This is a genomic window from Duganella sp. FT27W, assembly GCF_009295655.1.
GTDB lineage: Bacteria > Pseudomonadota > Gammaproteobacteria > Burkholderiales > Burkholderiaceae_D > Rugamonas > Rugamonas zoogloeoides.
This window is the reverse complement of record NZ_WHIV01000003.1, coordinates 1,188,604-1,202,770: the sequence shown is the minus strand read 5'-3', so window position 1 is coordinate 1,202,770 and position 14,167 is coordinate 1,188,604. Positions and strand designations below refer to the sequence as shown.

Below are 14,167 nucleotides of genomic sequence, written 5' to 3'. Positions count from 1 at the left end.
TTCCCAGAGCCTTGAGCTCTTTGAAGGGTCGTTCGAGACCAGGACGTTGATAGGCTGGGTGTGGAAGTGCAGTAATGCATTAAGCTAACCAGTACTAATTGCCCGTACGGCTTGTCCCTATAACCTTGGCAGGTTATGGTGAATAAGAAGTGCGTTGAAACGTTCGTTGATACAACAACTTCATTACCCAGTATTGAATACTGCTGCTTACTTCTCCCAGATTCTGGGCAACGTCTTACGATAAGACGCGGCCTGTACAGTTCAATGCCTGATGACCATAGCAAGTCGGTCCCACCCCTTCCCATCCCGAACAGGACCGTGAAACGACTTTGCGCCGATGATAGTGCTGCAACCAGTGTGAAAGTAGGTTATCGTCAGGCTAGTTATATAGAAAAACCCCGTCAGGTGATCCTGGCGGGGTTTTTCGCATTTGGAGCCCTGCTAATTCATTTCGGTATTCCGTAATACTCGAAAAGCAGGCGCAAAAAAAGCGCTTCCGAAGAAGCGCTCCTGTCCAGCTAGTTAATTCAGACCTCTTTTTCAGGCAGCGCGATCTGGTTGTCCACGCTGAACTGGTAATCCTTGAACACGTGCTCTGCGCTCAGCAGCTGGTATTCGCCATCGGCCTTCTTGTGCGTAGTGTCCTTCAGGCGGTACGTGTAGTGGCCGCAGGTCCAGCAGTTGAAGTTGCGCATGTGGGTGCACAGGCAAGTCTTGTCCATGACCGATACCACTTTCAGCTCGGGATGGGCCGCCACTTCGCGGTTGTACGAGTTGATGTAAGCGCAGTTGCCGGTGGCGTCGAGCAGGTAGCCGTACGATTCGCAGCCTGGACGGATGCCGGCGCCAATGGCTGGCGTGTTCTTCAGCATGCGCATCGGGTAGCCGGTCGGCGAAACGCCGTTGACGATGATATCGTCCTCGGTCGCGCGGATGTACTCCTGCTTGACCTTGGCTGGCAGACCGCATTCGTTGGTGATGGTGAAGCGCGTGGCTACCTGTACGCCTGCTGCGCCGGCTTCCAGGAAGCTGACGGCGTCGCTGCCGGTAAAGATGCCGCCGGCCGCGATCAGCGGAATGTCGAGGTTCTCATTCTTCAGGTAAGCCAGCAGTTCCTTGGTGATGGTCATCAGGTCGTATTCGGCCCAGTCCATGCCAAAGCCCAGGTGGCCGCCGGCCAGCGGGCCTTCGACGATGATGAAGTCGGGCAGACGGTCGAGCTTGGCGTTTTTGCGCAGGAAGATCTGCAGCGCGCGTACCGACGACACGATGATGCCCAGCTTGGCTTCACGGAAGCGCGGGTGGTCGGCCATCAGTGCGAACGAACCGAAATGCAGGCCGGCCGACAGCGTGATGCCGTCGATGCCGGCGTCCAGTGCCGCGTTCAGGCGGGTGCGCAGGGTTTCACGCGGACCGTTCATGGTCAGCTTTTCCATGCAGTTCACGAAGATCAGGCCGGGACCTTTCTTGGCTTCCATGGTCTTGCCGATATGCAAGCGCTGGGCTTCGGCCAGGCGCTCGAGGTCGAATTGCACGACCGACTTGTCCGAGTTATTGATGTTGAACTTGTAGAGCTTGGTTTTATCCTTGACGAAGCTGGTATCGAAACGACGATCCGATACGTCTTCGACCATGGCGTCCGAAATATGGCCGATGCCACCGAGGCGCGCGGTTTCCAGCGCCAGTTCCGACGTCGAGATATCGACCCCCATTCCGCCGACCATGATGGGCACGTATTCGTTATTGCCAAATCGCAGGCGGAAATCATCAACACGTTTCATTGCTATCCTTAGACTACCGAAGTTGTTGCCGGCGCTTGAAGCTGCCGGCGGTATGCAGAGAGTTTGATTGCGCGGTAGCACTTGGCGCGGAGGCTTCATTCTACTCCAGCCGTGCTACAGCCTTGTGACGGCGCGGCGTCAACCGCGCGGCGGGATCAGTCGCGGAAGTTGTTGAATTCCAGCGGCATGTCCGGCACGTCCTTGCGCAGCATGGCCATGGCCGCTTGCAGGTCGTCACGCTTGGCGCCCGTGACGCGCACCGATTCGCCCTGGATGCTCGCTTGCACCTTCATCTTGCTGTCCTTGATCACGCGCACGATCTTTTTGGCATCATCGGTCTCGATACCGTTCTTGACCTTGATGACCTGCTTGACCTTGTCGCCGCCAATTTTCTTTATATCGCCGTCTTCGAGGAAACGGACGTCAACCTTGCGCTTGGCCAACTTGTTGGTCAGCACGTCGCGCACCTGGCTCAGCTGGAACTCGGAATCGGCAAAGGCGGTCAGTTCGTTGTCCTTTTGCTCGACCCGCGCGTCGCTGCCCTTGAAATCGAACCGGGTGGTGATTTCCTTGTTGGACTGGTCGACCGCGTTTTTCACTTCGATCATATCGGCTTCAGAAACTACATCAAACGACGGCATGGCTATTTCCTTTTCGTGTGGCATGCAGGCGTGTGAAACACCCCTGCATCAAAGTCTGACATTTTAACGGACAACAGCACGCAAGCCGCCATATGCCAAGTGGTTTTTTGTGCGTTTCCCTCTATAATCGACTAAATTTATCGGTTTTTTAGTCCATGCAGCCACTCTCATCCATCCAATATCAATTCCCCCTGCAGTCCCTCAATACTTTCGGCATCGCGGCCAGCGCCCATGCCTATTTGCGGATCACGAATACCGAGCAGCTGATCGGCGTTTATGCAGACGCCAATTGGCGCGCTTTGCCGCAGCTGGTATTGGGCGGCGGCAGCAATGTGCTGCTGACCGGCGATTTTCCCGGGCTGGTTTTGCACCTTGCGCTCGCGGGAAAAGAGGTGGTCGGCGGCGATGAAACCCACCATTTTGTCCGTGCGGCTGCCGGCGAGAACTGGCACGCCTTCGTGCAATGGACACTGTCTCAGGGTATCGGCGGACTGGAAAACCTGTCGCTGATTCCCGGCACCGTGGGCGCGTCGCCTATCCAGAATATTGGCGCTTACGGGCTCGAAATCAAGGACGTATTTCACAGCGTGACCGTGTTCGATCCGCGCGACGGCAGCACGCGCACCATGGATGCGGCGGCGTGCCGCTTCGGTTACCGCGACAGCATATTCAAACGCGAGGCGGGGCGCGAGCTCGTGATCCTGGACGTGACGTTCGCCTTGCCGCGTTCATGGCAGCCTAACCTGCGCTACGCGGAACTGGCGCAGGCGGTGGCGGAGCAAGGCTGGACCGCGCCCACCGCGCAGCAGGTGGCCGATACCGTGATCGCGATCCGCCGCCGCAAGCTGCCCGATCCGGCGGTGATCGGCAACGCCGGCAGCTTCTTCAAGAACCCGGTGGTATCGTCAGAACAGTGCGCCGCGCTGCTCGAGCGCTTCCCGGCGCTGGTGCACCACGCGCAGCCCGATGGCAGCGAGAAGCTGGCAGCCGGCTGGCTGATCGATCAATGTGGCTGGAAAGGGCGCAACCTGGGCGCGGCGGGCGTGTACCCGAAACAGGCACTGGTGCTGGTCAATAACGGCGGGGCGACGGGGGCGGAGGTGGTGGCGCTGGCGGCGGCGATTCAGGCCGATGTGATGGCGAAGTATGGCGTGGCGCTGGAGGCGGAGCCGGTGTTCGTGTAGGGGAATTGGACCGCCGTAGCGGTCCATAGCCTATCAGCCGAAGCTGCAAACGTAATCGAGCGTTTCCACTGTCTCGATATCGAACGACGAATCGCCGACGATGCTGAACTGGTCGCCCGCCGCGTAAGTTTTCCACTCTTCTTCACCAGCCAGGCGTACCTTGCACACGCCGCTGACGACTTCCATGATTTCCGGTGCGCCGGTGTTGAACTTCAGGGTGGACGGGAAGATCACGCCCACGCTTTTCTTGCTGCCATCGGCGAAGATGATGTTGTGCGAGACGCACTTGCCGTCGAAGTAAACATTGGACTTCTTGACGACGCTGACTTGATCGAATTGAGCACTCATGCTGCTTGTTTCCTTAATGTGATGCGGGGAGGGGACCGGGCAACTGGCCCGCGCTTTCGACGCGGTTGCGGCCGCCGGTTTTGGCGGTGTACAGCGCCTGGTCGGCGTGCTGGATCAGGTCATCGATGCTCGACTGCGGCGAGGGCACCACGCTGGCCACACCAATCGACATGGTCACGCAGGACAGGTCGGTGGTCGCTTGCGGGTTTTCGATGGCTAACTGCTCCAGGTGTCGGCGGCATGACTCGGCCACGATCAGTGCCCCCGTCAATGGTGTCTCCGGCAGGATAATGACGAATTCCTCGCCGCCATAGCGCGCGGCCAGATCGGCCGGGCGCTTCAGATGTTCGGTTAATACGGCAGCCACCTTCTTGAGGGCGAGGTCGCCCGCCAGGTGGCCGAAGCTGTCGTTGTACAGTTTGAAGAAATCGACGTCGCACATCAGCAGCGTGAGCGGCTTCTTGTCGCGCTGTCCGCGCTGCCATTCGATGCGCATGGTGTCGTCGAAGCGGCGGCGGTTGGCGATGCCGGTGAGGGCGTCGAGCGCGGCCAGCTTTTGCAGTTCGATGTTGGCGTCGGCCAGGCTTTTCTGGCTCTCGCGCAGGAAGCGGAACGCCTGGTCGCGCTGCAGGCGGCTGATGTGCGCGCCCGAGTGGTAGCGCACGCGCGCAAGGAGTTCGAGCTTGTCGGGCAGCTTGACCATGTAGTCGTTGGCGCCGGTGGCAAAGCTGTGCGCCTTGAGCTTGGGGTCTTCCTTGGCCGACAACACGATCACCGGCACATGGCGCAGCGATTCGTCGCCGCGATAACTCTGGATCAGGCCGAAGCCGTCGATCGATGGCATCACCAGGTCTTGCAGGATCACGGTCGGTTGCAGCTGGACGGCCGTTTGCAGCGCCAGGGTGGCATCGGTCACGTAGTGGAATTCGATATCGGACTGGTCGCTCAACATGCGGCGCACGGCTTCGACGATAATCAACTGGTCGTCCACCAGCAGTACCCTGACCTTGAAGGCGGTAAGCGCCTGTTCGGCGTCAACGGTAGCTGCAGCGATTGCGGGTGCTTCGGACATCGATACTCTCTTTCTTCAGTTGCGCGCATTATCTCTATGATGCGCGGCTGCCCAACGTGCTGCGCAGGACCGGTCCGATCCGCGTCAGCGGTAAAATCATCTGCGCCGCATCCAGCTCGGCGGCGGCGCGCGGCATGCCGTAGACGGCGCTGCTGGCCTGGTCCTGGGCGATGGTCATGTGGCCCGCGCGGCGCAGCGCCAGCAGGCCCTCGGCGCCATCGCGGCCCATGCCGGTCAACAGCACACCCACCGCCACGCCTTTCCAGTGCTGCGCCACGCAGCGGAAGAACACATCGACCGACGGCCGGTAAGCATAGTCCCTGGGATTTGCATCGTAACGCAAGCGCAGATTTTGATCCAGCGTCAGGTGGTCGTTGCTCTTGGCGATCAGCACCACGCCGGCCGCCAGCTCGTCGCCCTCGTCGGCGGTACGCACCGGCATGTCGAGCTGCTCGCCGAGCCAGCGCGCGAAGTTGTTGGCGAAGTGCTCGTCGATGTGCTGCACCACCACTACCGCGCAACCGCGTGGCGGCACCCAGCCGGCCAGCATCTTGGAGACCGCCACCGGGCCGCCGGTGGAGGCGCCGATTGCCAGCAGCGACGTTACCGGCACCGGTGTATCGGCGTTGTCGGCGACAGGCGCCGGGGCGCTGCCGGCCAGCGACGTGCGCGGCGCCATGGCCTGGCTGCCGCCGCTGTGGCGTATCAGCTTGTCCATGGTGCGGATCTTGGCCAGCAGCTCGGAGTCGCCTCCCGGCTGGCCTTGCAGTACCGGCGTGGCGGTGACGTCGAGTGCGCCGGCGCCCAGCGCGCGGAATACCTGGTTGACGTTGTCCTGCGGCCGGCCGGTAACGACCAGGATGGCGCACGGGCTCTGTTCCATGATCTTGCGGGTAGCCTCCACGCCATCGAGCTCCGGCATGTTGAGGTCCATGAGGATCAGGTCCGGCCGGTTTTCCGCGCACATGCGCACCGCCTCCGCGCCAGTGCGGGCGATCCACAGCACCTGGTGCTCGGCGGTGCTGGCAACCACGCGCCGCAGCGCTTCGGCTGCCATGGCGACATCGTTGGCGATGGCAATCTTCATCTGTGGGCGTCTCCAATCAGGTCGCTGACCGCATCGAGCAGCGTCTCGTCGTGGAAGCTGCCCTTGGTCAGATAATAGTCTGCGCCGGCCGACAGTCCGCGTGCGCGGTCCTCCGGCCGATCTTTATAAGAGACTATCATGACTGGCAGTTTGTGGAGGTGGATATCCTTCTTGATCAGTGCGACGAGCTCGATACCGTCCATGCGCGGCATGTCCACGTCGGTGATCACCAGGTCGTACTCGCCGCTGCGCACCACGTTCCAGCCATCGATACCGTCGATCGCGATATCGACCAGGAAGCCCCGGCTTTGCAGCAGCTTGCGTTCCATCTCGCGCACCGTGAGCGAATCGTCCACCACCAGCACGCGCTTGGTCTTGCGGCGTTCGGTGTGGTCGGCGCGGGTGAGCTGGTGCAGGCCGCCATCGTGCAGCAGTTTGTCGATCGAGAGCAGCAGGTCGGGCACGTCGAGGATCAGCACCGGGTCGCCGTTGTCGAGCAGGGCGGCGGCCGAGATGTCGCGCATTTTTCCGAAGATCGGATCGATGGCTTGCACCGCCAGGCTTTGCTCGCCGTTGATGGCGTCCACCACCAGCGCGTAGCGCCGCGCACCGCTGCCGATCACCACCACCGACAACTCTGCCGACGAGGCGTCGGTCTCGCCCAGTTCCAGCACCTGCGCCGCCGACACCAGTCCCAGGTGCTCGCCGCCGAAGTCGAAGAACTGTTTATTCTCCAGCGTATGGATGGCGGTTTGCGGCACCTTGATCACGCGCTCGACCTGCACGATCGGCACCGCGTAAGCCTCGCCTTTTACATCAACCACCAGCGCGCGCACGATCGACTGCGTGAGCGGCAGGGTGATAAAGGTGCGGAAGCCCACGCCCAATTCGGATTCGATACGTACCGTGCCGTTCTGCGAGCGGATGGTTTCGTGGACGATATCGAGCCCCACGCCGCGCCCCGAAATCTCGGTGGTGTTTTCCTTCAGGCTGAACGCCGGCAGGAACAGGAACTCCAGCAGTTCGGCGCCCGACATGGCGGCCGCCATCGGCGCGCTGGCCATCTTGCGGTCGATCACGCGGGTGCGGATTTTTTCCAGGTCCACGCCCTTGCCGTCGTCGCTGATCTCGATGCTGAGCATGCCGGCGCGGTGCTTCGCCTCCAGCACGATGGTACCGGCGCCCGGCTTGCCGGCGGCGATGCGTTCCACCGCGCTGTCCATGCCGTGATCGATGGCATTGCGCAGCATGTGGTTGAGCGGGCTCTCGATGCGGGCCAGGATGTCGCGGTCCACCAGCGTGTCTTCGCCGATGATCTGCAACTGCACATCCTTGCCCAGGCTGCGGGACAGGTCGCGTACCATGCGCGGAAACGGCTGCACGCCGTCACGGAACGGCCGCATGCGCATGGTCAGCACTTCGTCCACCATGCCTTGCGAGACGGCCAGCAGGCGCCGCTCATACGCCTCGGTGTCGGCGATGTGTTCGAGCACGAACTGCTTTAACGGCTGGGTCTTTTGCAGCGCCAGCAGCGACAGTTCTTTCAGCTTCGGGTCGGTGCTGTTGGAAATCGCTTCGTGCAGCTGCTCGATCACTGCCGCCAGGCTGGCCTGGTTGCGCTTGAAGCGTTGCAGGTTCTGGATGAACGGATGCATCTGGTGGGCGTTGATGCGCGACTCGCTGGCCAGCGACAGCAGCTTGTCGAAGTTCTGCGCCTTGGCGCCGGCAGCCGACGCGCGCCGATCGACCGGCACGTCCTCGGCCGGCACCGGTGCCGGCGCAATCGGCAGTTCGCCGACCGGAAACGCCGGCGCTGGCGCAGGCTGGGGAGCAGGCGCGGACGCCTGCTGCATCCATCCCATCTCCGCCTGCAAATTGACCGGTTCCGGCAAAAAGGCGATGGTGGCGATCGAATCGAGGGTCTGCTTGATCAGCGTTTCGTTGGCTGCCAGCCAGGCATCGACGCCGCTGTCCTGCAGGCGTGACAGTTGCAGGATCAGGTCCACGCCGGCCAGCAGTACGTCCACCCGGTTGGGCGTCAGGGCCAGCTTGCCGTGTTGCGCGGCGATGAAGGCGTCTTCCATGCTGTGCGCCACCTGCACCACCACTTCGAGGCCGACGATGGAGGCCGCTCCCTTGATCGAGTGCGCCGCGCGCATCATCGACTCGACCGCACTGGCGTCGTTCTTCAGCCGCTCCATGGCCAGCAGGCCGTCGGTAAGGACTTGCGTCTGGCTGTCCGCCTCCATGCGGAACAGGTCCAGCATCGAAAATTGGCTCAGGTCTCCGCCCATGCCGCCGTTATCCTGGCTCATCGCAGGGTCCTCGCAAGTTGGTAGCCGATCAGTGCCGCGTCCAGCACGCCCACGTGCATGTCGGCGATCGAGATCACGCCCGACAGAAAACGGGAGAGGCCCTTGTTGATGGTGGCGGCCGGCGCCTGCACGGCGGCCGTCGCATAGCGTTCGATGCCGTGCAGGTCGGCCACCGGCAGTGCATATGCCTGGTCTTCCCAGCGGATCAGCAGCAGCCGCGCAAACGTATGGCGATGCGTGGCTGCCTCGCCTTCGCTGTCGTCGATGCCCAGGAGGGCGGCAAGCGACATGCACGGATACAGCGTGCCGCCGACATTGACGATGCCGGTCAAGCCGCGATCGGTACGATGCGGCAGCCGGTGCGGCCTGGCCTCGGGCGCCACGGCCACGAACAATTTGGTTGGCAGCGACAGCCATTCGCGGCCGATGCGAAACACCAGGCACGAGGCGTCCAGCGCCTGGGTGTCGATGGCGGGCTGGCGGAAGCGCGCGGCCCATTCCTGCTTGTAGCCGGCGCCGACCGCGCGCTGCAGATTGCGTTGGGCGGCACTGGCGTACACCGGGCAGTTGCGGCAGTGGACGTACTCGGCGAGCTTCTCGCAGGTCTGGTCGCCGGCCACGCCGATGCGGTTCCAGCAGTCGTCGATTTCGATCGGATCGGCAGCGGCTGCGGCGGTGACTAAGGTGGTCGTCATGTCGGGGCGCCCTTGTTCTTAAGATGCCTGCTGGCGTTTATAGATGCGCGCGGCGCGCGCCTTGAGCGCGGCGGCCGTGGTCGCGTCGCCGTTGGTCTCGGCCAGCAGCGCCAGGTGGCACAACGCTTCGTAATGGTCGGGCTGCAGGTAGATGCAGCGTTTCCAGTAGTCCTGCGCCTGCACATGCTTGTTGGTCAGTTCGTTGATCAGGCCGAGGATGAAATACGCCTCCGCCGATTCCGGCTGCTGCGCCAGGTGGTCGCGGCAATCGCGCTCGGCTTCCTTCAGTTGCCCCAGGTCGGCCAGGCGGCGGGCGTCGGCCAGCAGGTCGCGGCCAGGGGCCGGCACCGGCCCGGCCGGCTTGGCCGCCGAAGGCTTGTTGCCAGTTGCACCGGCAATGGCCGCAGCAGTGTCACCGGTAGCCGGACGCCTTGGTGCGGCTGGCATCGATCCCGATGGCGTGGCCGGGGACGGCGTCAGCCTGGCCGCGCGCGGCGCCGGCGCTGCCATTGACGGCGTCACACCCGGACGCGCACTGCGCGCCGTCCGCGCGGAGGCCGGCGCAGTGGTCGCAGCCACCGCCAGCGCACCAGCCTTCTTGCGCGCTGCCGCCTCCGCATCCTTGATCAACCCGAACGCCTGCGCATACGGCAGCGGCGCGAAGCCGTTGGCGCACAGCGACGGCACTTCGGCGTAGCCGACGAACAGCAGGCCGTCGCGCTTGAGCATGGTGTCGAGGTTGCGGATGGCGGCGCTGGTGGTGGGCTTGTCGAAGTAGATCAGCAGGTTGCGGCAAAAGATCACGTCATACAAGCCGGCGCGCTTGGCCATGGTCATTTCCAGCACATTCCCCTGGTGGAAGCGGACCTGCTTGCGCACTGCGTCGTTGATGCGCCACGCGTCGTTGCCAACCGCAGTGAAGTGGCGGTCGCGGAACGCCAGGTCCTGGCTGCGAAAGGCGTTGCGGCCATACACGCCGGTCTTGGCGCGTGCCACGCACACCGGGCTGATATCGAAGGCGTCGATCATGAAGCGGTCGGCGGGAATGCCGGCGTCGAGCAGCACCATCGCCATCGTGTACGGTTCCTCGCCGCCGGCGCACGGCAGCGACAGCACGTGGAACAGCCGGTTGGGCTCGACCTGGATCTGCTCCTTGAGGTAGTCGGCGGTGGCGTGGAAGGCCTGCTGGTCGCGGTAGAACCACGATTCCGGCACCACCACCAGTTCCACCAGCGCGGTCAGCTCCTCCGGCGTCATGCGGTCGAGGTAATCGTCGGCATCGACCGCACCGACGCAGACCACGCGCGCGCGGATGGCGCGGTCGACGATCTGCTTCGACAGGTTCAACCCTGTCGCCGCGCGCAGCATGATCTGGGCCGGAGTGGTCATGGCAGGTTGCCGCTATCGTCAGCGTCGCCGGCATTACCGGCATTGGGGAACAGCGCAATGCGCAGCGCGGGTGTGAGCAGCTGCTCGAGCTCCACCAACTGCAGCATGCCGCGCGCGTCGCCGGCCACCTGGCCCAGGAACGGCGCGGCTTTCACGCCGCTCTCGGTCAACTGATCGTCGCGCACTTCCTGCACGCCCTGCACCCGCTCGGCGCGCAGGCCCAGCAAGTGCACCGTGCCTTCGGGCGCGCGATAATCGACGACGATGATGCGGGTGTCGAAATGGTCGGCGCCGGGCGGCAGGCCGCTGGCCAGGCACAGGTCCACCACCGGCACCGAGGCGCCGTGGTAGTCCATCAGTCCCACCACCGGCTCTGGCGCCAGCGGCAGGTGTTTCAGGTCGAGCAGCGGCACCACGCGCACCACGTCACGCAGGCGCAGGCCGTAGCGGTCGACACCGATGTGGAAGACGAGCAGTTTCATCGCGCGCTTACACTGCGACCGCGAAGTTGGCCACGCTGGTCTGCAGGTCGCCGGCCGCGTATTGCAGCTGGTGTACCGCTTCGCTGGTGGCCTTGAGCGACTCCACCGTCTGCTGGGTGGCGTCGTTCAGCTGCATCATGGTGGCGCTGATCTGCTCCGCGCCCACTGCCTGCGACTGCATCCCTTGCAGCACGGCGTCGAACTGCGGCGCCAGTTTCTGTACCTGGTCCATCACGCCCGAGAGCTGGTCGGTGACCTGGCGCACTTCGCCCACGCTGCGGCGGATCTCTTCCGAGAATTTGTCCATGCCCATCACGCTGGCCGATACAGCCGACTGCATTTCCTTGAGCATCTGTTCGATGTCCCAGGTGGAGACCGAGGTCTGGTCGGCCAGGCGGCGAATTTCGGTGGCCACGACCGAGAAGCCGCGCCCCGCTTCGCCAGCCTTTTCGGCCTCGATGGCGGCGTTGAGCGACAGGATGTTGGTCTGGTCGGCCACCTTGGTGATCGTAATCAGCACGCTGTTGATGTTCGACGCTTTTTCCGACAGCGCGGCCAGCTTGGCGTTGATCGAATCGGTGGCGCTCACCATGTGCTGCATGGTGCTGTCCATGCGGCGCAGGTTGCCCTGGGCGTCGGCGGTGGCAGTGGTGGTGTAGTCCGCCACGGCAGTCGCTTCTTCCATGGTCTTGAGCAGTTGCGAGGCATTGGCCGAGATTTCCTTGGTGGTGGAAAGAATCTCCACGCTGGTCTGGGCCTGCTCGATGCCGGTGGCTTCCTGCTGCTTGGCCGAGGCGGCGATTTCGGTGGCCGACGTGGTGACCTGGATGCCGGCCTTTTGCACGTTGTTGAGCAGCGAACGCAGGTTTTCGAACATGCGGTCAAGGCCTTGCGCCAGCTGGCCGATGGCGTCGCTGCCCGTCACTTCGATATTGCCGGTCAGGTCGCCCGAAGCGGCTTTCGACACCACGCCAAGCAGCGAATCGACCTTGGCGCGCAATTCGTCGCCCACCGCTTTTTCCTTGGCCTGGCTGTCCTGGATCGATTGCGCCATGCGGTTGAATTCCGTGGTGACCTTGCCCAGTTCATCGTTCGCCAGCACCTCGGCGCGCGCGCCCTGGTCGCCCCCGGCGATGCGGCCCACGGCGGCGGTAAGGTTCGACAGCGGCGTGGTGAGCGAGCCGACCAGCAGCCATGCCACCAGGGCGCCCAGCAGCACGCAGGCCATGCCGCCCACCGTGATCACCAGCCGCATGCTCTCCTGCAGGCTGGTGGAAGCGGCCGAGCGTTCGACCAGCAGGCGGTGTTCCTCGGCGGCTGCATCGTCCATGAATTTGTAGATCTCGCCGATAGCCGAATTGGTGGTATTGGCAAGCTGCGGCGTTTTGCCCATGGCGTCGGCCGCGCCGGGCGCGTTGCCCAGCTGCTCGCGCATCACCAGCTGCGATTCGATGACTTCCTTGCTCCAGACGGTGATCATGCTTTCCAGCTTGCTGAAACGCGTGACCTGGGCCGGATTGTCGCGGGTGAGCTTTTGCAGCGTCTGGATCGATTCCGGAATGTCGCGCTGCTCCTTGCGGGTGCGGTCCAGGCGGGCGGCGGTGCCGGTGAGGTAATAGCCGCGCGCTTCCACCTGCACTTGCAGCAGGTCGTTGCGCAAGCCGTCGATGGCCTGGATCACGTCCATCGTGTGGCGGTCCCACTGGTTGGCTTCCGACAGGCTATTAAAACGGTTGTAGGCGATGATCAGAAGCGCGAGGATGATGGCGAGGATGGCGCCGAAGCCCAGGTATAGTTTGCGTTTGATGCTCAAGTCTTTAAACATGGTTTCTCCAGGCGCCGATAGATGGTATTGCATTGTCCCATGGTAATGGCGGAACAACAAAAAAAAAGCCGCTCAGCGAGCGGCTTTTGACGATACTGCGCGTTGTTTATTGGCCGCGCTTCAGTCGTGCGTTGGCCGCGATGCGCAGGCGCAGCGCGTTCAGTTTGATGAAGCCGCCGGCGTCGGCCTGGTTGTAGGCGCCGCCGTCTTCGTCGAAGGTGGCGATGTTCATATCGAACAGCGAGTCGGTCTTCGAGTCGCGCGACACCACGATCACATTGCCCTTGTAGAGCTTGACGCGTACCCAGCCGTTGACGGTCGCTTGCGTGTGGTCGATCAGTGTTTGCAGCGCCACGCGCTCCGGCGCCCACCAGTAGCCGTTGTAGATCAGCGACGCGTAGCGTGGCATCAGGTCGTCCTTCAGGTGGGCCACTTCGCGGTCCAGCGTGATCGACTCGATGGCGCGGTGGCCCTTGAGCATGATGGTGCCGCCCGGGGTTTCGTAGCAGCCGCGCGACTTCATGCCGACGTAGCGGTTTTCCACCAGGTCGAGACGGCCGATGCCGTGCTTGCCGCCCACGCGGTTCAGTTCCGTCAGCACGGTGGCCGGCGACATGCGCACGCCGTTGATGGCCACGATGTCGCCTTTTTCGTATTCCAGGTCCAGGTACTCGGCCTGGTCGGGCGCTGCCTCAGGGCTCACGCTCCAGCGCCACATCGATTCTTCGGCTTCGGCGCTCGGGTTTTCCAGGTGGCGGCCTTCGAACGAGATGTGCAGCAGATTGGCGTCCATCGAGTACGGCGCGCCGCCGTTCTTGTGTTTCATGTCGATGGCGATGCCCGCGTCTTCCGCGTACTTCAGCAGTTTTTCACGCGACAGCAGGTCCCACTCGCGCCATGGCGCGATCACTTTGACGCCAGGTTTGAGCGCATAGGCGCCCAGTTCGAAGCGCACCTGGTCGTTGCCCTTGCCGGTGGCGCCGTGCGAGATGGCGTCGGCGCCGGTCTCGTTGGCGATTTCGATCAGGCGCTTGGCGATCAGCGGACGGGCAATCGAGGTGCCCAGCAGGTATTCGCCTTCGTACACGGTGTTTGCACGGAACATCGGGAACACGAAGTCGCGCACGAATTCTTCACGCACGTCGTCGATGTAGATGTTCTCCGGCTTGATGCCGAACTTGATCGCCTTGGCGCGCGCCGGCTCCAGCTCTTCGCCCTGGCCCAGGTCGGCCGTGAAGGTGACGATTTCGCACTGGTAGTTATCCTGCAGCCATTTGAGGATGACGGAGGTATCGAGGCCGCCCGAGTAGGCGAGGACTACTTTTTTAATGTCGCTCATGCTGATTCC

General features: G+C 63.0%; 12 protein-coding genes and 2 rRNA genes. 3 read left to right on the top strand and 11 right to left on the bottom strand.

Going from position 1 to position 14,167, the window contains the following annotated elements; translation table 11 throughout:
- A 23S ribosomal RNA gene (locus tag F8197_RS17200) occupies positions 1-119 on the top strand; the annotation flags it as partial.
- A gap of 148 nt (positions 120-267) precedes the next feature.
- Positions 268-380 (top strand): 5S ribosomal RNA (gene rrf, locus F8197_RS17195).
- A 147-nt stretch (positions 381-527) separates the two neighbouring features.
- Here the strand turns inward: rrf and F8197_RS17190 are convergent.
- Positions 528-1,781, bottom strand: a complete 1,254-nt coding sequence (locus F8197_RS17190) for a nitronate monooxygenase (RefSeq protein WP_019924850.1) — start codon at positions 1,779-1,781, stop codon at positions 528-530.
- A gap of 155 nt (positions 1,782-1,936) precedes the next feature.
- Positions 1,937-2,422: a YajQ family cyclic di-GMP-binding protein gene (locus F8197_RS17185; protein WP_019924851.1), complete on the bottom strand. Its 486-nt coding sequence runs from the start codon at positions 2,420-2,422 to the stop codon at positions 1,937-1,939.
- Positions 2,423-2,577: 155 nt separating this feature from the next.
- On the opposite strand from F8197_RS17185, the gene murB reads away from it, so the two are divergent.
- Entirely contained in the window at positions 2,578-3,606 is a 1,029-nt protein-coding gene (gene murB / locus F8197_RS17180; RefSeq protein WP_152882836.1) for a UDP-N-acetylmuramate dehydrogenase, read from the top strand.
- Positions 3,607-3,639: 33 nt separating this feature from the next.
- Here murB and F8197_RS17175 read toward each other — a convergent pair whose 3' ends face one another.
- The 9 genes from F8197_RS17175 to F8197_RS17135 all read right to left on the bottom strand — a co-directional run bounded on the left by F8197_RS17175 (position 3,640) and on the right by F8197_RS17135 (position 14,158).
- Positions 3,640-3,954: a pyrimidine/purine nucleoside phosphorylase gene (locus tag F8197_RS17175; protein ID WP_019924853.1), complete on the bottom strand. Its 315-nt coding sequence runs from the start codon at positions 3,952-3,954 to the stop codon at positions 3,640-3,642.
- 13 nt (positions 3,955-3,967) lie between these two features.
- Positions 3,968-5,026: a diguanylate cyclase gene (locus tag F8197_RS17170; protein WP_152882835.1), complete on the bottom strand. Its 1,059-nt coding sequence runs from the start codon at positions 5,024-5,026 to the stop codon at positions 3,968-3,970.
- A 34-nt stretch (positions 5,027-5,060) separates the two neighbouring features.
- Positions 5,061-6,113, bottom strand: coding sequence for a chemotaxis-specific protein-glutamate methyltransferase CheB (cheB, locus tag F8197_RS17165; RefSeq protein ID WP_019924855.1), 1,053 nt, complete (start codon positions 6,111-6,113; stop codon positions 5,061-5,063).
- Positions 6,110-8,428, bottom strand: coding sequence for a hybrid sensor histidine kinase/response regulator (locus F8197_RS17160; protein ID WP_152882834.1), 2,319 nt, complete (start codon positions 8,426-8,428; stop codon positions 6,110-6,112). Before F8197_RS17160 ends, cheB begins: the two co-directional genes overlap by 4 nt.
- Positions 8,425-9,123: a chemotaxis protein CheW gene (locus F8197_RS17155; protein ID WP_152882833.1), complete on the bottom strand. Its 699-nt coding sequence runs from the start codon at positions 9,121-9,123 to the stop codon at positions 8,425-8,427. Before F8197_RS17155 ends, F8197_RS17160 begins: the two co-directional genes overlap by 4 nt.
- A gap of 18 nt (positions 9,124-9,141) precedes the next feature.
- Positions 9,142-10,512, bottom strand: a complete 1,371-nt coding sequence (locus tag F8197_RS17150; protein ID WP_152882832.1) for a protein-glutamate O-methyltransferase CheR — start codon at positions 10,510-10,512, stop codon at positions 9,142-9,144.
- Positions 10,509-10,994 (bottom strand): chemotaxis protein CheW, encoded by a 486-nt coding sequence (locus F8197_RS17145; RefSeq protein WP_152882831.1) that lies wholly within the window; start codon positions 10,992-10,994, stop codon positions 10,509-10,511. Before F8197_RS17145 ends, F8197_RS17150 begins: the two co-directional genes overlap by 4 nt.
- A gap of 7 nt (positions 10,995-11,001) precedes the next feature.
- Positions 11,002-12,819, bottom strand: coding sequence for a methyl-accepting chemotaxis protein (locus F8197_RS17140; protein WP_152882830.1), 1,818 nt, complete (start codon positions 12,817-12,819; stop codon positions 11,002-11,004).
- Positions 12,820-12,925: 106 nt separating this feature from the next.
- Complete coding sequence (locus F8197_RS17135; protein WP_056139425.1) at positions 12,926-14,158, bottom strand: argininosuccinate synthase; 1,233 nt, start codon at positions 14,156-14,158, stop codon at positions 12,926-12,928.
- Between the last annotated feature and the right edge of the window lie 9 nt (positions 14,159-14,167).